We start from the raw sequence: 21,968 nt of genomic DNA, 5'->3' as shown, positions 1-21,968 counted from the left end.
GCTACCGGCATGAGAGCAGGAATCTTCCGATAAGTTCAGGGATTAAAACGCATTTGGGCAAAGGCACGATGAAGCTTCTGTCATCTGCGCCTGACAAGCCTTCCTACAGCATCTGGCGTAATGGCCACTTGCCCAGCATGGTCCGGCTCAGGCATAACAGCGCAACAATTCGACAAGGATGTTTATCTTGCGCCTCTTATTCCGCGTGCTGACCCTGATCGTGGTGCTGCTGGGACTCGTCCTCGCAGTGATTCTGTACTACATCGCCAAGCCGAAATTGCCCTTCTACACCCCCGCCCAGCAGGTGCATTACCTGAACCAGTGGAGTGAAGAAGAACGGCAAACCTACTATTTCACGCCGCAGGGTACGCAGGTCAAAGGCATGCGCTATGAGTGGTTTCAGGCGCTGGAATTACCGTTCTCCGAGCAACGATTCGCTTCGCCCGACTACCTTGCCCGCTTCGGCTTTCTCGTCGATCCGCAACAGAAAGCCACGGCGAACAATCCTGGCAACCTGCCTGTCGGCTTTGCCCGACATCAGAATCCTGGCAGCTCCGAGCAATATCTGGACATAACTTGTGCGGCTTGCCACACCGGCGAATTGCGCTTCAAAGGCCAAGCCATACGCGTGGATGGCGGCGCGGCGCAGCATGTGTTGCCTTCCAGCGTTCCTACATTGCGCGGTGGCAGTTTCGGACAGGCATTGGTCGCCAGTCTGACCTCAACCTACTTCAATCCCTGGAAATTCGAACGCTTCGCCCGAAACGTGCTGGGTGATGAGTACGACGCGCGTCACGAGCAACTGCGCAAAGACTTCAAGAGCTCGTTGGACACCTTCCTGAAGGTCGCCTGGAACGACACTCATCGCGGCCTCTATCCGACCGAAGAAGGCCCAGGGCGCACGGACGCATTCGGGCGCATCGCCAACGCCACCTTCGGCGATGCGATCTCCCCCGCGAACTATCGCGTGGCCAACGCCCCAGTGGACTACCCGCAACTGTGGGATATGTGGACTTTCGACTGGGTGCAATGGAACGGCTCGGCGCAGCAGCCGATGGCGCGCAACATCGGTGAGGCGCTGGGCGTCGGCGCCACCCTGAATTTCTTCGACAGCAACGGTCAGCCACTGCAAGGCGATGCGCGTTATGCCTCCAGCGTGCGCGTGCGTGATCTGCACAAGATTGAGGAAACCCTGCAGAAGCTTAAGCCCCTCGCCTGGCCGGAAGATTTGCTGGGCGCTGTCGATAAACCCCTGGCCGCCAAGGGCCGCATGCTGTTCAGCGAGAACTGCGCCGGATGTCACGTCCCGCGGACAACCCGGGAGGGCAAGCGCTGGGTGCAGCACCTGCACATGCTACCCGTTGATGTCATCGGCACTGACCCTAATGCAGCCACCAATATCGCGACCCACCGCTTCGATCTGACGGCCCTGCAATGGGATTTGCAAGAACTGAAGAGTATGGACGTCAAGCTGCATCCAGAGCCCAAAGAACCGTTGGACCTGAGCCAGCTATCAGTCGCCAAGGGGCTGGCTTACGTCACCGCATTCGTCGAAAACCGCGCCTACCGCGAAGCCAAGGTTACGCCGGAAGAAAAGCCAGACCTCGATGGCTTTGGCCTACCGATTGGCGTGCGCGAAAAAGTCGCCTACAAAGCGCGGCCATTGGCGGGCGTCTGGGCCACTGCACCGTTTCTGCACAACGGCTCGGTGCCGACTATTTACCAGTTGCTATCACCGCAGGATGAACGCGCAACCACCTTCTATAAAGGCACGCTCGAATACGAGCCAAGGCATCTGGGTTATCGCACCGAAGCTTTCCCCAATGGCTTTCTGTTCGATACGCGGATCAGCGGCAACCACAACAGCGGTCATGAATTCCGCGCCGGCGAGCGCGGTAACGGCGTCATCGGCCGACTGCTGCAACCGGAGGAACGCTGGGCGTTGCTGGAATACCTGAAAGTCCTCGGCGGCCCACTGGAGGCGCAATTGCCATGATCCTGCCAACCTTCAAGAAAGAACTGCCGATGCTCGTCCGAATCTGGTTGTGGCTCGGGCGTCTACTCGGCAAAACACTGTTGATTATGCTCGCCATCGGCCTGCTCGGCTGGGCTGTCGCCACCGCGTGGTTTGCCTGGCAACAGCGCGGGCCGGTGTCGGCCATCGAGCAGATTCCACCTGGCGAGGCGGCGATGACGCAGGACGTTATCCAGACCGCTGTGCGCATCGTCGATCAACATCGCGAACCCACGCGGTATTTGCGCGACGCGCATGCCAAGGCCCATGGCTGTGTAAAGGCTGAGGTCCAGGTCTTGCCTCAGTTGGCGCAGTCGCTGCGACAGGGCGTTTTCAGCGAACCAGGGAAAACCTGGCAAGCGATGATTCGCCTGTCCAACGGCAATGCTTACCCGCAATTCGACAGCATTCGCGACGCCCGTGGCATGGCGATCAAATTGCTGGACGTGCCGGGTAAACAGCTGCTTGGCGAGCGAGCGCAGCGGCGTGAACAGGATTTCGTCATGTTCAGCCATCCGAACTTCTTTGTCAGCGATGTCGCCGAGTACCGTCAGAATGTGGCTGCTCAAGCTGACGGTAAAAAGGTCATGGCGTTTTTTCCGGGCTGGGATCCACGCACCTGGCAGATCCGCCATTTGTTTATTGCCTTGGCCACGCTGTCGCCGCCGCCAGACAGTCCGACGGGGACGACCTACTTTTCGGTCTCGCCCTACAAATTCGGTGAGGCCAATGCAAAGTTTCGGGTGATGCCGGATCCGGACAGTTGCCCGGCCTACACCTTGCCGAAACAGAACCACGACTTGCCGAACTTCCTGCGCAGCGCTCTTAGTCAGCAATTGTCGGCGGATCGAGTGCCGGCGTGTTTTGTCTTGCAGATCCAGCGTCAAGATGCGAACCGATACATGCCGATCGAAGACACCAGTATTGAATGGCGTGAGCAGGACTCACCTTTCGAGACCGTGGCGCGGATCACACTGCCGCCACAGGACTTCGATACGCCTGCGCTGAATCTGGCGTGTGACAACCTGTCGTTCAATCCGTGGTTCGGCATTGAAGCGCACCGGCCGATTGGCGGGATCAACCGTCTGCGCAAAGCGGTGTATGAGGCGGTGAGTGATTACCGGCACAGCCGGAATGCCCTGTAGGAGCTGTCGAGTGCAATGAGGCTGCGATCTTTTTATCTTAGGAAAGCAAGATCAAAAGATCGCAGCGTGCCGCATCTCCTACAGGGGTTCAGGTGATTTTCTCAAATCGCAGACAGCAAAAAGCCCGCACTAGGCGGGCTTTCTGTGGAATCTGGCGTTCAGTGTTCCAGATTCCGAATATGGCGCAGCGGACGGGACTCGAACCCGCGACCCCCGGCGTGACAGGCCGGTATTCTAACCGACTGAACTACCGCTGCGCGAAACGCTTGAAACGAATGGTGGGTGATGACGGGATCGAACCGCCGACATTCTGCTTGTAAGGCAGACGCTCTCCCAGCTGAGCTAATCACCCTTCGCTTCGTTACGGGACGCATTATGCCACAAGTTTTCGTAAAGTGTTGATTTAATTGAAGTTTTTTTCAAATAAATCCGAAAACCGGTAAATGACACATCCCGCGGGTACAACCTTGGAGCAGAAAAAAACCCGCCTTGGCGGGTTTTTCCGTGGTGACCTGGCGTTCAGTGGTCCAGGTTACCGAATATGGCGCAGCGGACGGGACTCGAACCCGCGACCCCCGGCGTGACAGGCCGGTATTCTAACCGACTGAACTACCGCTGCGCTAAACACTTGAAACGAATGGTGGGTGATGACGGGATCGAACCGCCGACATTCTGCTTGTAAGGCAGACGCTCTCCCAGCTGAGCTAATCACCCTTCGCTTCGGTGTGGCGCGCATTCTACGGAGCGACCCAACCTCTGGCAAGCACTTTTTTAAATAATTTTCTCAGGCCTTCCAAAGGCTTAGAGAAGGGTTGGCCTATGAGACGGCGAAGACAATAATGCCCCCCTTTGTATAAAGGAGAGACTCACCCCATGTGGTTCAAAAACCTGCTTATCTATCGCCTGACCCAAGACCTGCCTGTCGATGCCGAGGCGCTGGAAACTGCACTGGCCACCAAACTGGCGCGTCCATGTGCAAGCCAGGAGTTGACCACCTACGGTTTCGTCGCGCCGTTCGGCAAAGGCGAAGATGCTCCATTGGTGCATGTCAGCGGTGACTTCCTGCTGATTTCCGCGCGTAAAGAAGAACGCATTCTGCCGGGCAGCGTCGTGCGTGACGCGGTCAAGGAAAAGGTCGAAGAGATCGAAGCCGAACAGATGCGCAAGGTCTATAAGAAGGAACGCGATCAGATCAAGGATGAAATCATCCAGGCGTTCCTGCCGCGCGCCTTTATCCGTCGCTCGTCGACCTTCGCTGCCATCGCGCCGAAACAGGGCCTGATCCTGGTCAACTCGGCCAGCCCGAAACGTGCCGAAGACCTGTTGTCGACCCTGCGTGAAGTGATCGGCACCCTGCCCGTCCGTCCGCTGACCGTGAAAATGGCCCCGACAGCGGTCATGACCGATTGGGTCACCACGCAGAAAGCCGCTGACGACTTCTATGTACTGGACGAGTGCGAACTGCGCGACACCCACGAAGATGGCGGTATCGTGCGTTGCAAGCGTCAGGATCTGACCAGCGAAGAAATCCAGCTGCACCTGAGCACCGGCAAAGTCGTCACTCAACTGTCGCTGGCCTGGCAGGACAAGTTGTCGTTCATGCTCGACGACAAGATGACCGTCAAACGCCTGAAGTTCGAAGATCTGTTGCAGGATCAGGCGGAACAGGACGGTGGCGATGAGGCACTGGGTCAACTGGATGCCAGCTTCACCCTGATGATGCTGACCTTCGGCGACTTCCTGCCGGCGCTGGTTGAAGCGTTGGGTGGGGAAGAGACTCCGCAGGGGATCTAAAGCCAACCAGTTCCCAATGAAGGAACCGGTACAAATGTGGGAGCTGGCTTGCCAGCGATAGCGGTACATCAGATAGCTGAAAGTTGCCTGATACAACGCCATCGCAGGCAAGCCAGCTCCCACAGTTCGATTTGTGTTGTTCATTTAATAATAAGGACCAGGCCATGCGCGCACTGGCTGCACTCAGCCGCTTTGTCGGCAATACCTTCGCTTACTGGGTTCTGATATTCGCCGTTGTGGCCTTCCTGCAACCGGCGTGGTTCCTCGGCCTCAAAAGCGCGATCGTGCCGCTGCTAGGGCTTGTCATGTTCGGTATGGGCCTGACCCTCAAACTCGACGACTTCGCTGCTGTCGCCCGCCATCCGTGGCGCGTGGCGTTGGGCGTGGTTGCACATTTCGTGATCATGCCCGGTGTGGCGTGGTTGCTCTGCCAGGCATTTCATCTGCCACCGGAAATCGCCGTTGGCGTGATTCTGGTCGGCTGCTGCCCAAGCGGCACGTCGTCCAACGTGATGACCTGGCTGGCTCGCGGTGATCTGGCGCTATCGGTCGCGATCGCTGCCGTTACCACCCTCCTCGCCCCGCTGCTGACTCCGGCGCTGATCTGGCTGCTGGCTTCAGCGTGGTTGCCGGTGTCGTTCATGGAGCTGTTCTGGTCGATCCTGCAAGTGGTGTTGCTGCCGATCATCCTCGGCGTGGTTGCTCAGCGCCTGCTCGGTGACAAAGTTCGTCATGCGGTGGATGTGTTGCCGCTGGTGTCGGTGGTCAGCATCGTGATCATCGTCACCGCCGTGGTCGCCGCGAGTCAGGCGAAAATCGCCGAATCCGGCCTGTTGATCATGGCCGTGGTGATGCTGCACAACAGCTTCGGTTATCTGCTGGGTTACTTCACCGGGCGTCTGTTCAAGTTGCCACTGGCCCAGCGCAAGTCGCTGGCCCTGGAAGTCGGCATGCAGAACTCCGGCCTGGGTGCTGCGCTGGCCAGTGCGCACTTTTCGCCATTGGCGGCGGTGCCGAGTGCCTTGTTCAGTGTGTGGCACAACATTTCCGGGGCGCTGCTTTCGACCTACTTCCGGCGCATGAGTGAGAAGGAAGATCGCGAGGCCTCGGCGCAGCAAGCCGCCGACTGAGCCGAAACTTGATCCCCGGATTAATGCTGGTCAAACTGTCACGCAACGCGGGGACGACCCTGCGGCTCGATCGAGTCATTAATCTGGGGACGACCCCGTCAATCGATGGAGGTCTCTCATGTCCTGGATCATTCTGTTTTTCGCCGGTCTGTTTGAAGTCGGCTGGGCCGTCGGCCTGAAATACACCGACGGTTTCACCCGCCCACTGCCCACCGTCCTGACCGTTGCGGCCATGGCCATCAGCCTTGGCTTGCTCGGCCTTGCGATGAAGGAATTGCCGCTGGGCACGGCTTACGCGATCTGGACCGGTGTCGGCGCCGTGGGCACCGTAATTGCCGGGATCATTCTGTTTGGCGAGTCGATGGCGTTGATTCGGCTGGCCAGTGTGGCGTTGATCATTACTGGCTTGATAGGGCTCAAGGTCAGCGCTTAGGCCTCTGGACCCATCGCTGGCAAGCCAGCTCCCACAGGTTCTTTGGTGTACACAAATAAGGTGTCCACTGAAGATCACTGTGGGAGCTGGCTTGCCAGCGATGAGGCCAACACAATCAGCGACTATCTAACGCCCCCGCGCAACTCCCCGACCAACCCCTGCAACTTCGCCGGCTCCGCCGCTTCAACGTCGACCGGCGCACCCGCCACCAACGTCACCCGCGACCACAACCGGTGAAATAGGCCCTTGTTCGGATCGCGACTGAAAAAGCTCCCCCACAATCCCTGCAACGCCAGCGGAATCACCGGCACCGGCGTCTCTTCGAGAATCCGCGTCAGCCCACCCCGGAACTCATTCATCTCGCCGTCGGCGGTCAACTTGCCTTCCGGGAAGATGCATACCAGTTCACCGTCCTTCAGATATTGGGCAATCCGCGTGAAGGCCTTTTCGTAGATCTGGATGTCTTCCTGGCGCCCGGCGATAGGAATGGTCCCCGCCGTGCGAAAGATAAAGTTCAGCACTGGCAGGTTGTAGATCTTGTAATACATGACAAAGCGAATCGGCCTACGTACCGCGCCACCAATCAGCAAGGCATCGACGAACGACACGTGGTTGCACACCAGCAGTGCCGCGCCTTCATCCGGAATCGCCTCAAGGTTGCGATGTTCGACGCGGTACATGGAATGGCTGAGCAGCCAGATCATGAAGCGCATGCTGAACTCGGGAACGATCTTGAAGATGTAGGCGTTGACGCCGATGTTGAGCAGCGATACCACTAGGAACAACTGCGGAATCGACAGTTTCACCACGCTCAACAACACGATCGAAACGATCGCCGAGACCACCATAAACAGCGCGTTGAGAATGTTGTTGGCCGCAATCACCCGCGCCCGCTCGTTCTCGGCGGTGCGCGACTGGATCAGCGCGTACAGCGGCACGATGTAGAAACCGCCAAAGATCCCGAGGCCGAGGATGTCGACCAGCACCGCCCAGGTGTGCACAAAGCCCAGCACCTCGATCCAGCTATGGCCGGTGACGCTGTCGGGGATTCCGCCGGAATGCCACCACAACAGCAGCCCGAATACGGTCAGACCGAACGAACCGAACGGCACCAGACCGATCTCGACTTTGCGCCCGGAGAGCTTTTCGCAAAGCATCGAACCGAGCGCAATGCCGACCGAGAACACCGTGAGAATCAGCGTTACAACAGTTTCATCACCGTGCATCCACTCCTTGGCATAGGCCGGAATCTGCGTCAGGTAAATCGCCCCGACAAACCAGAACCACGAGTTGCCAACAATCGAGCGCGACACCGCCGGTGTCTGGCCCAGACCGAGTTTCAACGTGGCCCACGACTGGCTGAAGATATTCCAGTTCAGGCGCATTTCCGGGGAGGATGCCGCCGCGCGCGGAATGCTGCGGCTGGCCAGATAACCCAATACGGCGATGCCGACGATAGCGGTCGACACCAACGGTGCGTAGTGAGTCGAAGACATGATCACCCCGGCGCCGATGGTGCCGGCAAGAATCGCCAGAAACGTGCCCATCTCCACCAGACCGTTGCCACCGACCAGCTCATCCTCACGCAGCGCCTGCGGCAGGATCGAATACTTCACTGGCCCGAACAGCGCCGAGTGTGTGCCCATGGCAAACAGCGCCACCAGCATCAGCGACAAATGATCGAACAGGAAACCGACGGATCCCACCGCCATGATGGCGATTTCCGCAAGTTTGATCAGACGGATCAGCGCGTCCTTGGCAAATTTTTCACCGAACTGCCCGGCCAGCGCCGAGAACAGAAAGAACGGCAGGATAAACAGCAGCGCGCACAGGTTGACCCAAATCGAGCGATCACCCTCGATGGTCAGTCGATAAAGAATGGCGAGGATCAACGACTGTTTAAACACGTTGTCGTTAAACGCGCCTAGCGACTGGGTAATAAAGAACGGCAGGAAGCGCCGGGTGCGCAGCAGGTTGAACTGTGAGGGGTGACTCATCTTCCGTGTTTTCCTGATTTTTTGAATAGGTAGAGAGGCCTGGGGTACTGCCTATTGGAATCTCGAACCGCGATCCAGGCCACACCTTACCTAAACTTTTCAGGTTATTGCTTCAATCCTGCGATGCACGGCGAGACGAACAGCTCGCCACGCCAGGCGCCCTGCACAGTGCGCTTGCCGACAATCAGCCACATCACCGCCAGCAACATCACCAGCGCCGTGCCGAAGACACTGAAAAACGTCAGGCTGAGGATGCTCGCCAGCTTCAACGTCGCCAGCGAATACACGCCCAAGGGAAAGGTAAAACCCCACCAGCCGAGGTTGAACGGAATGCCGTCACGCAGATAACGCACAGTGATCAGCACCGCCATCAACATCCACCACAGGCCAAACCCCCACAGAGTGATGCCCGCCACCAGGCCGAGGCCCGAGGCGATTTCGCCGACACCCGGCAGACCGTTGGCCGCAAAGATGGCCGGCGCATCACCGCCCAGCAGCAACATGCCCAACGCTCCCGTACCGATCGGGCCAAGCGCCAGCCAGCTCGAGGCGGCCATGTTTTCGTGGGGCAGCTTGTGCAAGGCCATGCGCAGCAGCAGGATTGTCAGAATGCTGAACGCGACGGGTAGGGAAAATGCCCAGAGCACGTAGCTCGTCGTCAGCACCACCAATTGCGAGTGGGCGTCGGTCAGGTGCGGGGCGAGCAGTCCGCCGCTGGCTGCGGCCACTTCTGCCGCCACTACAGGTAATAGCCAAACCGCCGTCATCTGATCGATGCTGTGTTCCTGGCGGGTAAACATCATGTAGGGAATCAACACGCCGCAGGCCAGCGACATGGCCACATCAATCCACCAAAGCACTTCGGCCAGATGAATAACGCCATCGCCCCAACGCGGCAGACCGAACACCAAGAAACCATTAATGATGGTCGCCAGGCCCATGGGAATGGTGCCGAAGAACATCGACACAGTGGAGTGACCGAAAATCCGCCGCGCTTCATCGAAAAACACAATCCAGCGAGCCGCGTAGGCGACGGTAAACAGCGTGAACAACAGGATGTTGAATAGCCACAACCCTTCGGCCAAGTCGTGCATACCGGGAATCGCAACCGGCAGTTGCGCCAAGGCCAGCGCCAGCACACCGGTACCCATGGTCGCGGCGAACCAGTTCGGTGTGAATTGGCGGATCACTTCGCGCGGATGCTGAAGCTGGCTGAACGGCTTGATGCCGGGTCTGGCGCTGTTGGGGCAAGTCATCATGAACTCCTGTCCTCTGGTGAGGTTGAGTCCATGGTAGAACCGAATCGAATATCTATATAACGGGTAATATCTCTAACTGTTATCTGTTTTGCAGATATGCAGTCAGACGCTGCCCTCGGACTCGATGACCAGAATCCGCGCCACGCCTTGTGGATGGGCGACATGCTCGGTGCCGACCGAGGCGTAGAAAATGTCGCCGACGTTGAGCTGCACCTGATTCTCCTCGCCGTTTTCACGGAAATGCATCATTACCTGGCCATCGAGCACCACGAACACTTCCTCACCATCGTTGACGTGCCATTTGTACGGCTGATCGGTCCAGTGCAGGCGCGTGGTAATGCCGTTCATATTGGCGATGTCCAGCGCACCCCAAGCGCGCTCGGCGGTGAAGGACTTGCTGCGAATAATCTTCATGAATCAATCCCTGAAATATTGTCCGGCCAAGGCTAACCGAAACCGAGGCCGTTATGGAGCGCCACACGCCTTGACTGCCGCTGGACGCAGGCTCAACAACAGTGCGCCAACGGCCAACACAATCAACGCCGCACCATAACCATCGGTGGTCGCCAGCAGTCCGTAGCTGCGCGACAAATGCCCGGCCAACAACGCCGGCAAGCAGAACGCCAGATAACTGAGCACGTAATACGCCGACATCAAACCCGCCCGCTCGTGGGGTAAGGCCAGTGGCACCAGGCTGCGCACGGCGCCGAGAAACCCCGAGCCAAATCCGCAACCGGCGACCAGTGTGCCAAGGAAAAACAGCGACAGACTGGCGCTGTGCACGCCGAGCAGGATCAGCACCAACCCCATCGGCAGCAAGCTTGCGCCCAGTTGCAATGCGCGTTTGGCGCTGCGATTGCGCAGGGTAAAGATCATCAGCGCGCCGGTCACGGTCAGTGCTGCTACCGTTGCGCCGCCGATCAGGTTGGACGTTGACCCGGTGGCGGTGCGCACCAGTGACGGCGCCAACGATGCGTAAAAACCACCGAGTGCCCACGTTGCAGTGTTCAATGGCAGAACCCTCCACAACGTCGAGCGCGCTTGAACCGGCACATGCAATGTTGGCCGTAACGATGCCCATGCTCCGGTCTGCGGCGAGACGCTTTCCGGCAGGCGCCAGACATACACGCCCTGCAATACAAACAGCGCCAGCAACAACCAATAGGTCAGCTGCAACGGCGCCGGGGCAAATTCGGCGAGCAAGCCGCAACCCATGCCACCCAGCGCCATCCCCAGCAGCGGCGCGACGCTGTTGATCAACGGGCCTTGCTGGCGATCGGTGTCGAGCAACGTCGCACTCAAAACCGCCGTGGCCATACCGGTGGCAAAACCTTGCAGGACGCGAGCGCTGATCAGCCACGTCACGCTATCGGCGTAGATGAACAACAGCATCGCCAGCGCATTGAGCAGCACGGCGGTGAAGATCACCGGTTTGCGTCCGAGGTGATCGGACAGCGAGCCGACGGTCAATAGAGCCGCCAGCAGACTGAGCGCGTAAACACCGAAGATCAGCGTCAGCACCGCTGCCGAGAAATGCAGCTGATCCTGATACAGGTGATACAGAGGCGTCGGCGCCGTGGACGCGGCGAGAAAACTGAGTAAGGTGATCGCCAGAAACCACAGGCTGGATCGATGGGAAGCGACGTTATCTAGGGGGCTGGTCATGGGTTCACTCCGCAAAAGCTAATTTTTCGCTTTTGCGGAGTGTGCTACCGCCTCGCGCTTAAAGCAAATTCTTTGTGTTAAGGTCTGCCGCATGGCTATTAAAGAAGGTTTACGCCCCGGCGGTCGCAGCGCCCGGGTGCAAGAGTCGATTCACTCGGCAGTGCATGCGCTTCTGCAGGAACAGGAGCGTTCCACCGTGACTGTGCCGCAAATCGCCGCACGCGCCGGGGTCACGCCGTCGACGATTTATCGGCGCTGGGGCGATCTGGCGGCACTGCTTGCCGACGTGGCCCTCGCCCGCATGCGTCCGGACAGCGAACCGGCTGAAACCGGCAGTTTGCGTAGCGATATCCGCGCGTGGGCCGAGCAGTACCTCGACGAGATGAGTTCCGAGCCGGGCCGCAACATGATGCGGGATGTCCAGGCGAGCATGACGCCGGGGTATTGCGTGACGATCATTGGCGCGCAATTGCAGACGATCATTGCGCGGCACCCGGATGAGACCGCGCCGGGTATTGATCGGTTGATCAATCTGGTGGTGGCGCCGGTGGTGTTCCGGATTCTGTTTTCGGCGGCGGCACTCGAAGTGGAAGAATTGCACAGGTTGATTGATATCGCGTTGCAGCAGGACTGACGCCATCGCTGGCAAGCCAGCTCCCACAATGATCTCCGGTGAACCCAAATTCTGTGGGCGCCGCGAATCATGTGGGAACTGGCTTGCCAGCCCCACAATGATCTCCAGTGAACCCGAATTTTGTGGGCGCCGCGAATCATGTGGGAGCTGGCTTGCCAGCCCCACAATGATCTCCAGTGAACCCGAATTTTGTGGGCGCCGCGAATCATGTGGGAGCTGGCTTGCCAGCGATGAGGCCCGACCGGTCACCGCAAAAACCACCCTGTTCCAGCCCTGCGACACCCCGCCACGCCACGACCTTGGTCGACACTGACTAACCGCCTCGCGCATGCGAGACTGTCCGCCCGGGCAGGAGTGCCGGGGAGTCTTCTGTCGGGAGTGTTGCATGTCGTTGTCCACCGGGCTGATCGCCGCCGTCGCCCTGGCCTATATGGCCATCATGTTCGCCATCGCCTTCTACGGCGACCGTCGCAGCGCGCCGTTGCCGCCGCGCATGCGTGCCTGGGTGTACAGCCTGTCACTGGCGGTTTACTGCACCAGTTGGACATTCTTCGGCGCCGTTGGCCAAGCGGCTGAACAACTGTGGTCCTTCCTGCCGATCTACCTCGGGCCGATCCTGCTGCTGGTGGGCGCGCCGTGGGTTCTGCAGAAGATGGTGATGATCAGCAAACAGGAGAACATCACCTCCATCGCCGACTTCATCGCCGCGCGCTACGGCAAATCGCAATCGCTGGCGGTGGTGGTCGCGCTGATCTGTCTGGTCGGCGTCCTGCCCTACATCGCGCTGCAACTCAAAGGCATCGTCCTCGGCGTGAACCTGTTGATCGGCGCCGGCGCCGACGCCATGGGCACCCGCGCCCAGGACACCGCGCTGATCGTCTCGCTGGTGCTGGCGCTGTTCACCATTGTCTTCGGCACGCGCAACCTCGATGCCACCGAACACCACCGTGGCATGGTGCTGGCGATTGCCTTCGAATCGCTGGTCAAACTGTTCGCCTTCCTCGCCGTCGGCGCCTTCGTCACCTACGGCTTGTACGACGGTTTCGACGATTTGTTCAATCAAGCCATGCTCGCGCCACGCCTCGAGGAGTACTGGAAAGAAACGATTAATTGGCCGTCGATGGTGGTGCAGACCGGTGTGGCGATGATGGCGATCATCTGCCTGCCCCGGCAATTCCATGTCACGGTGGTGGAGAACATCGACCCGCAGGATCTGCGTCTGGCCAAATGGGTGTTCCCGGCCTACCTCGCTTTGGCCGCGCTGTTTGTAGTCCCGATCGCTTTGGCCGGTCAGATGATGCTGCCGAGCGACGTGTTGCCGGACTCCTTCGTGATCAGCCTGCCCTTGGCGCAAGCCCATCCGGCGCTGGCGCTGCTGGCATTTATCGGCGGCGCGTCGGCGGCGACCGGCATGGTGATTGTCGCCAGCGTGGCGTTGTCGACCATGGTTTCCAACGACATGCTGTTGCCGTGGTTGCTGCGCCGCAACAACGCCGAGCGCCCGTTCGAAGTGTTCCGCCAGTGGATGCTGTCGGTGCGCCGCGTCAGCATCGTGGTGATTCTGTTGCTGGCCTATGTCGCTTATCGCCTGCTCGGCTCGACCGCAAGCCTGGCGACCATCGGCCAGATTGCCTTTGCGGCCGTGACGCAATTGGCCCCGGCGATGCTCGGCGCGTTGTATTGGAAACAGGCCAACCGCCGCGGTGTTTTCGCCGGGCTCGCTGCCGGAACGTTCCTGTGGTTTTACACGCTGATTCTGCCGATTGCCGCGCACAGTCTCGGCTGGTCGCTGAACAGTTTCCCGGGGCTGGCGTGGTTGCACAGCAATCCATTGAACCTGCCGATCACCCCGCTGACACAAGGCGTGGTGCTCTCGCTGGCGGGCAACTTCACCTTATTCGCCTGGGTCTCGGTACTGTCGCGCACGCGGGTCTCGGAACACTGGCAGGCCGGGCGCTTTATCGGTCAGGAAATCAGTGCAAGACCGAGCGCACGCTCAATGCTGGCGGTGCAGATCGACGATTTGCTGCAACTGGCCGCGCGGTTTGTCGGTGAAGAACGCGCGCGACAGAGCTTCATTCGCTTCGCCTATCGACAAGGCAAAGGTTTCAACCCGAACCAGAACGCCGACGGCGAATGGATCGCCCACACCGAACGGTTGCTGGCCGGCGTGCTTGGCGCTTCTTCGACACGCGCTGTAGTAAAAGCCGCCATCGAAGGTCGGGAAATGCAGCTGGAGGACGTAGTCCGAATCGCTGACGAAGCCTCGGAAGTGCTGCAGTTCAACCGTGCACTGCTGCAAGGCGCCATTGAAAACATCACCCAGGGCATCAGCGTGGTCGACCAGTCGCTGAAGCTGGTGGCGTGGAACCGGCGTTATCTGGAGCTGTTCAATTACCCGGACGGTTTGATCAGACTCGGCCGGCCGATTGCCGACATCATTCGCTACAACGCCGAACGCGGTTTGTGCGGCCCCGGTGAAGCCGAAGTCCACGTGGCCCGGCGCCTGCACTGGATGCGCCAGGGCCGGGCGCACACCTCGGAACGGCTGTTCCCCAACGGCCGGGTGATCGAGTTGATCGGCAACCCGATGCCAGGCGGCGGGTTCGTCATGAGTTTTACCGACATCACTGCGTTCCGCGAAGCCGAGCAGGCGCTGACCGAGGCCAACGAAGGCCTGGAACAACGGGTCAGCGAGCGCACCCAGGAACTGTCGCAACTCAACGTCGCGCTGACCGAAGCCAAGGGTAATGCCGAATCGGCAAACCAGTCGAAAACCCGGTTTCTCGCGGCGGTCAGCCACGACTTGATGCAACCGTTGAACGCGGCCCGGCTGTTCTCCGCCGCCCTCTCCCATCAAGACGATGGCTTGAGCAGCGAAGCGCAGAAACTGGTGCAGCATCTGGACAGTTCGCTGCGTTCGGCGGAAGACCTGATCAGCGACCTGCTGGATATTTCCCGTCTGGAAAACGGCAAGATCAATCCGGATCGCAAGGCGTTTGCGGTCAACGAACTGTTCGACACACTGGGGGCCGAATTCAAGGCTTTGGCACAGGAACAGGGTCTGACGTTCCGCGTACGTGGCAGTCATTTGCGCATCGACAGCGACATCAAGTTACTGCGGCGGATTCTGCAGAACTTCCTGACCAACGCGTTCCGCTATGCCAAGGGTCCGGTGTTGCTGGGTGTGCGCCGGCGTGGCGGAGAATTGTGTCTGGAAGTCTGGGATCGCGGGCCGGGGATTCCGGAAGACAAACAGCAGGTGATTTTCGAAGAATTCAAACGCCTCGACAGCCACCAGACCCGCGCCGAAAAAGGCCTGGGGCTGGGCTTGGCGATTGCCGATGGCTTATGCCGCGTGCTCGGTCACTCCTTGCGTGTACGCTCGTGGCCGGGGCGCGGCAGCGTATTCAGTGTCAGCGTGCCGCTGGCCCGTACACAAATCGCACCGGTCAGCGCAGCCGCCGAGCTGAACGGCAAATTGCTCAGCGGCGCGCAGGTGCTGTGCATCGACAATGAAGACAGCATCTTGATTGGCATGAACAGCCTGTTGAGCCGTTGGGGCTGTCAGGTGTGGACGGCGCGCAACCGTGAAGAATGTGCGGCGCTGCTAAACGACGGCGTGCGCCCGCAACTGGCGCTGGTGGATTACCACCTCGATCACGGCGACACCGGCACTGAATTGATGGCCTGGCTGCGCACCACATTGGGCGAGCCGGTGCCGGGTGTGGTGATCAGTGCGGACGGGCGCCCCGAAACGGTGGCGCAGGTGCATGCGGCGGGGCTGGATTATCTGGCCAAGCCAGTGAAACCGGCGGCGTTGCGGGCGTTGTTGAGTCGGTATGTGCCGCTTTAAAAGCAAAAGATCGCAGCCTGCGGCAGCTCCAACATAGATCCCCCGTAGGCGCTGCCGCAGGCTGCGATTTTTTACTCTTTATTCAGGCAACTCGACCAAACCATCAACATCAGTCATCGCCCGCTCCAGCAGATCCGCCGGCAAGCTCTTGCTCGCCCGCGCACCCAGCAACTTCAGTTGTTCACTGCGACTGACCAGATTGCCGCGCCCTTCGGTGAGCTTGTTGCGTGCTGAACTGTAGGCTTTGTCCAGTTGCTGCAAGCGATTGCCGACCTCGTCCAGATCCTGAATAAACAGCACGAACTTGTCGTACAGCCACCCCGCGCGCTCGGCGATTTCCCGCGCGTTCTGGCTCTGGCGTTCCTGCTTCCACAGGCTGTCGATCACGCGCAACGTCGCCAGTAACGTGGTCGGGCTGACGATGACAATGTTGCGGTCGAACGCCTCCTGGAACAGCGACGGCTCGGCCTGCAAGGCGGCGGAAAACGCCGCTTCGATCGGCACGAACAGCAAAACGAAATCCAGACTGTGCAGGCCCTCCAGACGTTTGTAGTCCTTGCCGGCCAAACCTTTGACGTGATTGCGCAAGGACAGCACGTGCTGCTTGATCGCGATCTGTCCGAGGGTGTCGTCATCAGCCGCGACGTACTGTTGATACGCGGTGAGGCTGACCTTGGAGTCGACCACGACCTGCTTGTCGCCGGGCAGATAAATGATCACATCCGGCTGAAAGCGTTCGCCATCCGGGCCCTTGAGATTGACCTGCGTCTGGTACTCGCGCCCCTTTTCCAGACCGGCGTGTTCGAGCACGCGTTCGAGAATCAACTCGCCCCAGTTGCCTTGGGTTTTCTGGCCTTTGAGTGCACGGGTCAGGTTGGTCGCTTCGTCGCTCAGGCGCAGGTTGAGCGCTTGCAGGCGCTCCAGCTCCTTAGCCAGTGAGAAACGCTCACGGGCTTCGGCCTGATAGCTTTCTTCCACGCGTTTTTCGAAGGACTGGATGCGTTCTTTAAGCGGATCGAGCAATTGCCCGAGGCGCTGCTGACTGGTCTCGGCAAAACGCTGTTCGCGCTCATCGAAAATCTTCCCGGCCAGCTCGGCGAACTGCGCGCGCAATTCATCGCGCGAGCCTTGCAGGTCGTTGAGGCGTTGTTGATGGCTGTCCTGCTGTTCGCGTAATTCGGCGTTCAACGAAGCGGCCTGAGCGTCGAGGCGGCGCAACTCGGCTTCTTTGTTGGCGCGTTCGAGATTCCAGGCGTGGGAGGCGTCACGGGCATCGTCGCGCTCGATCTGCAGCAGTTCGACTTCCCGGCGCAGCGCCGCCAGATCCGCCTGTTTCGCAGCATTGGCCTGACCGAGATCAGCGATTTCGTCGCGACTGGCTTCCAACTGAGCGTTGAGCCCGTCCTGCGCCAGTTGCGCCATGGCCAGCCGCTCTTCGAGCAACGCCACGTCAGCCTGAGCGTTACTCGCCCGGCGCTGTAGTTGCCAGGCCAGCGCCAGCAGCGGCAAGCCTGCCCCTGCGAGACCGAGCAACACGCTGGTCAAGTCCATAGCCATAGCGACTCCTGCCGATCCGATAAAGCCTGAAGGTTAACCAAGGCGCCAGAGCTTGGACAGCTCAGTCTTCGATGAGACCGAGTTCCTGTTGCGCACGCCGGTCACCCGCGCGAGCCGCCGAGCGCAGCAAATCCTGGCCGATACGACGGTCGCGGGCATTGCCACATTCGCGGCACATCAGTTGACCGAGACGGCTTTGCGCTGCCACCACGCCTTCGCGCGCCGGTTGCTTGAGCAAACGGCCGGCCAAGTGCTTGGCATTGTGGCTGTCACTCAGACGCGGACTGTCGAGCAACCATTCGGCAACACGCACGGAAAAGCGCTTGGGCGAGGTAACAGGAGGGAGTTGTGAGGTAACAGAGTCAGATACTGAGCGAAACTTCATAAAGCACTGTGGGACAGATCGGAAGGCGCGCCACTCTACTCTCTTTTTCTTACAGGTAAAGTCGAAAAACAACCCGGCACGCCCGTGCTAGAGCAAGCGCTCGGGACAATCCACAGAAGCTGTGGATAACTCAGTGGACAACCGCCCTCCAACCCTCGCAAAGCCTTGTGGAATGGGGCTCCCAGTCAAACTGACGATTTTTTCACCAACAAAAAAAAGCGATGTTTTTCATTGACTTAAACTTTCGATGCAGGCAGCCATCCGGGTCAGGTTTGATGTGACAGCGCCGTTACAGGCTGCGCAACTAATGTGCACAAGTACCTGTTACCCGGTTATATCGATGCGCTTTTTCGGGTCGTTTTCGGTGTTTTCCTGGGGATAAGCAGGCTAGACGCCCCACTTGATGAAAAACGCTTCACCGACCAGCGGTCGAAAATCGGGCCAATTCAGTGCGCCGCCCTGCCTGGCAAACATATCCTCCCCAAGCGCGCAATGTTTTTTCAACGAGGGTTTGCTTTGTACATTTCGATCCGTTAGTATCCGCGGCGTTAGTACCAAGCTGAAAGTCAATTCCGGTCGAACACATCCCCACGGTCAACCTTCTTCCAAGAAGCCTTTACCGAAAAAAGCGGGAGCGACCCCTCGATGGTTTCCAGGTAAATCTTGCGACGACACTGCCTTTGAATGATGCAAAGGGTGTTGCGAAGACCACTTACTCTGACCGAACCAACCTGCAAATTGATCAGGATCTTCACCCCGGGCCCAGAACCTTTGCCCTTGATGTGTTGCCTGCCCTCCTAAGTACCTACCTGCCAGCCCAAGCGCGCCAACTTATCAGCGCTTCAAACTGGCTGCTTTGTTCCAGTCGGGTTCTTCGTTCGATCAATGGTGATCGACGTTACTGGAACGTTTTAACGTTGCACGGTTCTTATCCGTGTCATTTGTAGGAACACCTAATAACTATGTCTACTCAAATCCACACTCAGGATGCCATTCGCACCCTAACCAACGCTTTTGCTCCGATGAACTGCCTGATCATGGCCGCTCGCAAAGGCTGCTTCAGCTTCACACTGGTCAACGAACACGGTATCGCCCGCCACAGCGAGCGTTTGTACCCCGATCAGTACTCCAGCGCTGAACCGCTGCAGGCCGTGATCGATCGTACCCGTCAGGCACTGGTTGCCTGAGAGCCGAAAAGGCTGCAAAAGCAAAAGCCCCGCACGAAAATGCGGGGCTTTTTATTGCCCGATGTTTCACTTTTAGCCGTCGATGCTTAAGCACCTTCGGATATAACGGTTATAACTCGAAGCCGGAAATATTTTAAAAACAGGCCTTTACGTGGTGAATATGACACTACACTTCAACTCAAGCGGCGTGATCCGCTTGCGGCGAGCCTGAACCGATCCACCGCTGCCAAGGCCCCTTCAGGACTCGCCCCCCATTACAAGAATCGAGGGCTATATGGGTATCGCTGCCAGCGAACTGTGCCGCTACGTGATTCGTCCCACATTGATCTATCTGGGACGCCACTGCGCAACTGCCGAATCCCTGCTGTTGGGCATCGCCGCCAGCCAGTCCGCCCTCGGCTCCGCTCTGCATGACCGCCGTGGCCACGGGCTCTACCGCATTGCCGAGCATCGCCACCAGGCCTTGTGGGATGACTATCTGGCGCTCGATCCGGAACGCGCCAGCCTGGTTCGCGGGCTCGCCAGCCAGCACGCATTCCTCAGTGGGCCGCACCTCGAATTGACCGTCAATCTGCGTTACGCCACTGCCATCGCCTGGCTGCTGGTCGAAGAACAAAACCCCACCCTCCCCGATCCGACCGATCTGCTCGGCATGGCGCGCATCTGGCGTCAGACCTTCCATCCCCAAGGTCGCCTGCGTGATTTCACTTACGCTTGGCAAACCTGTGTTTCACCGCTGAATCAGGTCGCCTGCTGACCGTCCAGTTTCGGAAGATCTTGTAACAGGTCGCGAATCTGGTCGGATTGTCCTACAAAACCGCTCTAAATCAAGGCATACGGACTATAGCGCTGGGACGAAAATGTTGGTAATTTTCGCCCCGGTGATCACCAGGAGTTCTAATAATGAAAAAAGTCATGCTCAAAACCACCCTTAGCCTCGCCGTTACCATGGCATCCACCCAGATCTTCGCAGCTGGCTTTGCCATCAACGAACACAGCATCAGCGGGATGGGTACTGGTTACGCAGGGCGATCTTCTTCTGCCGATGATGCAAGCACTGTTTATGGCAACCCTGCCGGCATGTCGCGCCTCAAGCGCGAACAAGTTACCGGCGGCGTTGCATTCCTCGATGCCAAGACCGATATCAGCGACGCCAGCTCCAGCCCCAACGGCGGCAGCAACAAAGGCGACATGGTGCCCTTCACCTCCGTACCTATGGGCTTCTACGTCAAACCGATCGACGATCACTGGGCATTCGGTCTCGGTGTCTATGTGCCGTTCGGCCTGATCACTGATTACGAAAACGGCTTCGCCGGCCGTTACTTCGGCAGCAAGTCCGAAGTACAAGTCATCACCTTCCAGCCGACCGTCAGCTACGCCTTCAACGACAAGGTGTCGATCGGTTTCGGCCCGACCATCAACCGCATTGACGGCTCGCTGGAATCCAACCTGTCGATCACTCAAGCCCTGCCGGACGGCAAGGTCAAGATCAAGGGTGACGACACTGCACTGGGCTACAACGTCGGCCTGCTGGTACAAGCCACCGACAGCACGCGCGTCGGTCTGACTTACCACTCGAAAGTCGACTACAAACTGGAAGGCAACACCAAGGTCAACTACGGCGCACTGGCCGCAGTCGGTCTGGGCGCCAGCCAGAAGTACGACGCTTCGTTGAAGATCACCACACCTGAATCGGTCGACCTCTCGGTTACCCAGGCGATCAACGACCAGTGGAACGTCTACGCCGGTACCACGTTTACCCGTTGGAGCCAGCTGGAAAAGATCACCGTTAAAAACTCCGGTGTACAGCCGCTGCTGGCCGGTCAGTTCGGCGAGATCACCGAAGACCAGAACTGGCACGATTCCTGGGCTTACGCCGTGGGTACTTCGTACCAGCTGAACAAGGAATGGGTACTGCGCACCGGTCTGACCTTCGACCAGTCGCCGACCAACAACGTCGACCGTTCGCCGCGTATCCCGACTGGCGACCGTACGATCTTCAGCATCGGTGCTGGCTGGAGCCCGACCGACGACCTGACCATCGACGTTGCTTACTCGTACCTCAAGGAAGAGTCGGTCAACATCCGCAATCAGAACGATCGTGGCCAGACCTACAACTCCAAGTATGAAAACTCGGCAAACGGTTTTGGTGTCGGCGCGACCTACCGCTTCTGATGCTGCACGGCGAGGCTAATCCCTCGCCCACTGAAAAGCCCCGCTCTCTTTGCAGAGGCGGGGCTTTTTTTCACCTGAAATCCCTGTAGGAGCTGCGGCACGCTGCGATCTTTTGATTTTAAAAACAGGATCAAAAGATCGCAGCATGCCGCAGCTCCTACACGGATCGGGTCATGGCTTGAGGGGTTTCGAGGCGATGGCTTTTTCGATCGCGGCGATAAACTCCGGATCATCCGGTTTGGTCAGACTGGAGAAATTGGCAATGACTTTGCCCTGCCGATCGATCACGTATTTGTAGAAATTCCACTTCGGCGCACTGCTCTGCGCCGCCAGCACCTGGAATAGATGGGTGGCGTCATCGCCACGGACTTTCTGCGGCTCGGTCATGGCGAACGTCACGCCGTAGTTGGCGTAACAGACCTTGGCGGTCTCGGCGCTGTCCTTGGATTCTTGCTTGAAGTCATTGGAGGGCACGCCGAGCATTTCCAGCCCTTGCCCCTCATAGCGTTTATGCAGCGCCTCAAGGCCTTCGAACTGCGGCGCGAAACCGCAGAAGCTGGCGGTGTTGACCACCACTAAAGGCTTGTCAGCGTACTGCTGGCACAAATCGATTGAGTCCTTGGCCCGCAACTTCGGCAGCGAGCCTTGCAGCAGTTCAGGACAGTCAGCGGCCTGGGCCAGGCCAGTCAACGCCATCAGCAACGCGGGAACAGCACACCAGCGCATCAGCATGTCGA

Annotated in this window: 17 protein-coding genes and 4 tRNA genes; 10 read left to right on the top strand and 11 right to left on the bottom strand. The window is 58.9% G+C overall.

Annotated features, from left to right (window positions below; translation table 11 throughout):
• The first annotated feature begins 187 nt into the window (after window positions 1-187).
• Window positions 188-1,996, top strand: a complete 1,809-nt coding sequence (locus tag AC3Y64_RS08435; RefSeq protein ID WP_489987093.1) for a di-heme-cytochrome C peroxidase — start codon at window positions 188-190, stop codon at window positions 1,994-1,996.
• 29 nt (window positions 1,997-2,025) lie between these two features.
• Window positions 2,026-3,159 carry a catalase family protein gene (locus tag AC3Y64_RS08430; RefSeq protein ID WP_489987935.1) on the top strand — a complete coding sequence of 378 codons (1,134 nt, stop codon included), beginning with the start codon at window positions 2,026-2,028 and terminating at the stop codon, window positions 3,157-3,159.
• A gap of 180 nt (window positions 3,160-3,339) precedes the next feature.
• On the opposite strand, the gene AC3Y64_RS08425 is transcribed toward AC3Y64_RS08430, so the two are convergent.
• From AC3Y64_RS08425 to AC3Y64_RS08410, 4 genes are all read right to left on the bottom strand, one after another.
• Window positions 3,340-3,416 (bottom strand) — tRNA-Asp (locus AC3Y64_RS08425).
• A 19-nt stretch (window positions 3,417-3,435) separates the two neighbouring features.
• Window positions 3,436-3,511: transfer RNA gene (locus AC3Y64_RS08420), tRNA-Val, on the bottom strand.
• Between the two features lie 190 nt (window positions 3,512-3,701).
• Window positions 3,702-3,778: transfer RNA gene (locus tag AC3Y64_RS08415), tRNA-Asp, on the bottom strand.
• A 19-nt stretch (window positions 3,779-3,797) separates the two neighbouring features.
• Window positions 3,798-3,873 (bottom strand) — tRNA-Val (locus tag AC3Y64_RS08410).
• Between the two features lie 159 nt (window positions 3,874-4,032).
• Here AC3Y64_RS08410 and rdgC point away from each other — a divergent pair.
• The 3 genes from rdgC (at window position 4,033) to sugE (ending at window position 6,516) form a co-directional block, all read left to right on the top strand.
• Window positions 4,033-4,953, top strand: coding sequence for a recombination-associated protein RdgC (gene rdgC, locus AC3Y64_RS08405; protein ID WP_064390914.1), 921 nt, complete (start codon window positions 4,033-4,035; stop codon window positions 4,951-4,953).
• 164 nt (window positions 4,954-5,117) lie between these two features.
• Window positions 5,118-6,083 carry a bile acid:sodium symporter family protein gene (locus AC3Y64_RS08400; RefSeq protein WP_158959239.1) on the top strand — a complete coding sequence of 322 codons (966 nt, stop codon included), beginning with the start codon at window positions 5,118-5,120 and terminating at the stop codon, window positions 6,081-6,083.
• Between the two features lie 118 nt (window positions 6,084-6,201).
• A complete protein-coding gene (gene sugE, locus AC3Y64_RS08395; protein ID WP_003223093.1) occupies window positions 6,202-6,516 on the top strand; it encodes a quaternary ammonium compound efflux SMR transporter SugE in 315 nt (104 codons plus the stop codon).
• A gap of 122 nt (window positions 6,517-6,638) precedes the next feature.
• Here sugE and AC3Y64_RS08390 read toward each other — a convergent pair whose 3' ends face one another.
• The 4 genes from AC3Y64_RS08390 to AC3Y64_RS08375 all read right to left on the bottom strand — a co-directional run bounded on the left by AC3Y64_RS08390 (window position 6,639) and on the right by AC3Y64_RS08375 (window position 11,437).
• Complete coding sequence (locus AC3Y64_RS08390) at window positions 6,639-8,513, bottom strand: MFS transporter (protein WP_489987092.1); 1,875 nt, start codon at window positions 8,511-8,513, stop codon at window positions 6,639-6,641.
• 104 nt (window positions 8,514-8,617) lie between these two features.
• Window positions 8,618-9,769 carry a TDT family transporter gene (locus AC3Y64_RS08385; protein ID WP_489987091.1) on the bottom strand — a complete coding sequence of 384 codons (1,152 nt, stop codon included), beginning with the start codon at window positions 9,767-9,769 and terminating at the stop codon, window positions 8,618-8,620.
• A 105-nt stretch (window positions 9,770-9,874) separates the two neighbouring features.
• Complete coding sequence (locus AC3Y64_RS08380; protein WP_489987090.1) at window positions 9,875-10,186, bottom strand: cupin domain-containing protein; 312 nt, start codon at window positions 10,184-10,186, stop codon at window positions 9,875-9,877.
• 51 nt (window positions 10,187-10,237) lie between these two features.
• Window positions 10,238-11,437, bottom strand: coding sequence for an MFS transporter (locus AC3Y64_RS08375; protein ID WP_489987089.1), 1,200 nt, complete (start codon window positions 11,435-11,437; stop codon window positions 10,238-10,240).
• Between the two features lie 91 nt (window positions 11,438-11,528).
• On the opposite strand from AC3Y64_RS08375, the gene AC3Y64_RS08370 reads away from it, so the two are divergent.
• Both AC3Y64_RS08370 and AC3Y64_RS08365 read left to right on the top strand, forming a co-directional pair.
• Window positions 11,529-12,071 carry a TetR/AcrR family transcriptional regulator gene (locus AC3Y64_RS08370; protein ID WP_489987088.1) on the top strand — a complete coding sequence of 181 codons (543 nt, stop codon included), beginning with the start codon at window positions 11,529-11,531 and terminating at the stop codon, window positions 12,069-12,071.
• Window positions 12,072-12,456: 385 nt separating this feature from the next.
• The gene (locus AC3Y64_RS08365; RefSeq protein ID WP_489987087.1) at window positions 12,457-15,927 is read left to right on the top strand and encodes a hybrid sensor histidine kinase/response regulator; all 3,471 of its coding nucleotides are present in this window, start codon (window positions 12,457-12,459) and stop codon (window positions 15,925-15,927) included.
• Between the two features lie 78 nt (window positions 15,928-16,005).
• Here AC3Y64_RS08365 and AC3Y64_RS08360 read toward each other — a convergent pair whose 3' ends face one another.
• Both AC3Y64_RS08360 and AC3Y64_RS08355 read right to left on the bottom strand, forming a co-directional pair.
• A complete protein-coding gene (locus AC3Y64_RS08360) occupies window positions 16,006-17,370 on the bottom strand; it encodes a DNA recombination protein RmuC (RefSeq protein ID WP_178113670.1) in 1,365 nt (454 codons plus the stop codon).
• A gap of 175 nt (window positions 17,371-17,545) precedes the next feature.
• Window positions 17,546-17,869: a sel1 repeat family protein gene (locus AC3Y64_RS08355; protein ID WP_489987086.1), complete on the bottom strand. Its 324-nt coding sequence runs from the start codon at window positions 17,867-17,869 to the stop codon at window positions 17,546-17,548.
• A gap of 962 nt (window positions 17,870-18,831) precedes the next feature.
• On the opposite strand from AC3Y64_RS08355, the gene AC3Y64_RS08350 reads away from it, so the two are divergent.
• From AC3Y64_RS08350 to AC3Y64_RS08340, 3 genes are all read left to right on the top strand, one after another.
• Window positions 18,832-19,056: a hypothetical protein gene (locus tag AC3Y64_RS08350; protein ID WP_003214941.1), complete on the top strand. Its 225-nt coding sequence runs from the start codon at window positions 18,832-18,834 to the stop codon at window positions 19,054-19,056.
• Window positions 19,057-19,330: 274 nt separating this feature from the next.
• A complete protein-coding gene (locus AC3Y64_RS08345) occupies window positions 19,331-19,813 on the top strand; it encodes a hypothetical protein (RefSeq protein WP_489987085.1) in 483 nt (160 codons plus the stop codon).
• A 146-nt stretch (window positions 19,814-19,959) separates the two neighbouring features.
• Window positions 19,960-21,231 (top strand): OmpP1/FadL family transporter, encoded by a 1,272-nt coding sequence (locus tag AC3Y64_RS08340; protein WP_158955836.1) that lies wholly within the window; start codon window positions 19,960-19,962, stop codon window positions 21,229-21,231.
• 171 nt (window positions 21,232-21,402) lie between these two features.
• Here AC3Y64_RS08340 and AC3Y64_RS08335 read toward each other — a convergent pair whose 3' ends face one another.
• The gene (locus AC3Y64_RS08335; RefSeq protein ID WP_158958479.1) at window positions 21,403-21,963 is read right to left on the bottom strand and encodes a glutathione peroxidase; all 561 of its coding nucleotides are present in this window, start codon (window positions 21,961-21,963) and stop codon (window positions 21,403-21,405) included.
• Between the last annotated feature and the right edge of the window lie 5 nt (window positions 21,964-21,968).

The sequence above is a fragment of the Pseudomonas sp. 4CAES_32.4 genome (genome assembly GCF_058136335.1).
The sequence above is the reverse complement of the archived record's forward strand: the minus strand, read 5'-3'. Positions and strand labels throughout refer to the sequence as shown.

Excerpts from the sequence above, each read along its gene's own strand:
- AC3Y64_RS08430 (WP_489987935.1), top strand. The coding sequence starts at position 2,026 with ATGCTCGTCCGAATCTGGTTGTGGCTCGGGCGTCTACTCGGCAAAACA.
- rdgC (WP_064390914.1), top strand. The coding sequence starts at position 4,033 with ATGTGGTTCAAAAACCTGCTTATCTATCGCCTGACCCAAGACCTGCCT.
- AC3Y64_RS08400 (WP_158959239.1), top strand. The coding sequence starts at position 5,118 with ATGCGCGCACTGGCTGCACTCAGCCGCTTTGTCGGCAATACCTTCGCT.
- sugE (WP_003223093.1), top strand. The coding sequence starts at position 6,202 with ATGTCCTGGATCATTCTGTTTTTCGCCGGTCTGTTTGAAGTCGGCTGG.
- AC3Y64_RS08390 (WP_489987092.1), bottom strand. The coding sequence starts at position 8,513 with ATGAGTCACCCCTCACAGTTCAACCTGCTGCGCACCCGGCGCTTCCTG.
- AC3Y64_RS08385 (WP_489987091.1), bottom strand. The coding sequence starts at position 9,769 with ATGACTTGCCCCAACAGCGCCAGACCCGGCATCAAGCCGTTCAGCCAG.
- AC3Y64_RS08380 (WP_489987090.1), bottom strand. The coding sequence starts at position 10,186 with ATGAAGATTATTCGCAGCAAGTCCTTCACCGCCGAGCGCGCTTGGGGT.
- AC3Y64_RS08375 (WP_489987089.1), bottom strand. The coding sequence starts at position 11,437 with ATGACCAGCCCCCTAGATAACGTCGCTTCCCATCGATCCAGCCTGTGG.
- AC3Y64_RS08370 (WP_489987088.1), top strand. The coding sequence starts at position 11,529 with ATGGCTATTAAAGAAGGTTTACGCCCCGGCGGTCGCAGCGCCCGGGTG.
- AC3Y64_RS08365 (WP_489987087.1), top strand. The coding sequence starts at position 12,457 with ATGTCGTTGTCCACCGGGCTGATCGCCGCCGTCGCCCTGGCCTATATG.
- AC3Y64_RS08355 (WP_489987086.1), bottom strand. The coding sequence starts at position 17,869 with ATGAAGTTTCGCTCAGTATCTGACTCTGTTACCTCACAACTCCCTCCT.
- AC3Y64_RS08350 (WP_003214941.1), top strand. The coding sequence starts at position 18,832 with ATGTCTACTCAAATCCACACTCAGGATGCCATTCGCACCCTAACCAAC.
- AC3Y64_RS08345 (WP_489987085.1), top strand. The coding sequence starts at position 19,331 with ATGGGTATCGCTGCCAGCGAACTGTGCCGCTACGTGATTCGTCCCACA.
- AC3Y64_RS08340 (WP_158955836.1), top strand. The coding sequence starts at position 19,960 with ATGAAAAAAGTCATGCTCAAAACCACCCTTAGCCTCGCCGTTACCATG.
- AC3Y64_RS08335 (WP_158958479.1), bottom strand. The coding sequence starts at position 21,963 with ATGCTGATGCGCTGGTGTGCTGTTCCCGCGTTGCTGATGGCGTTGACT.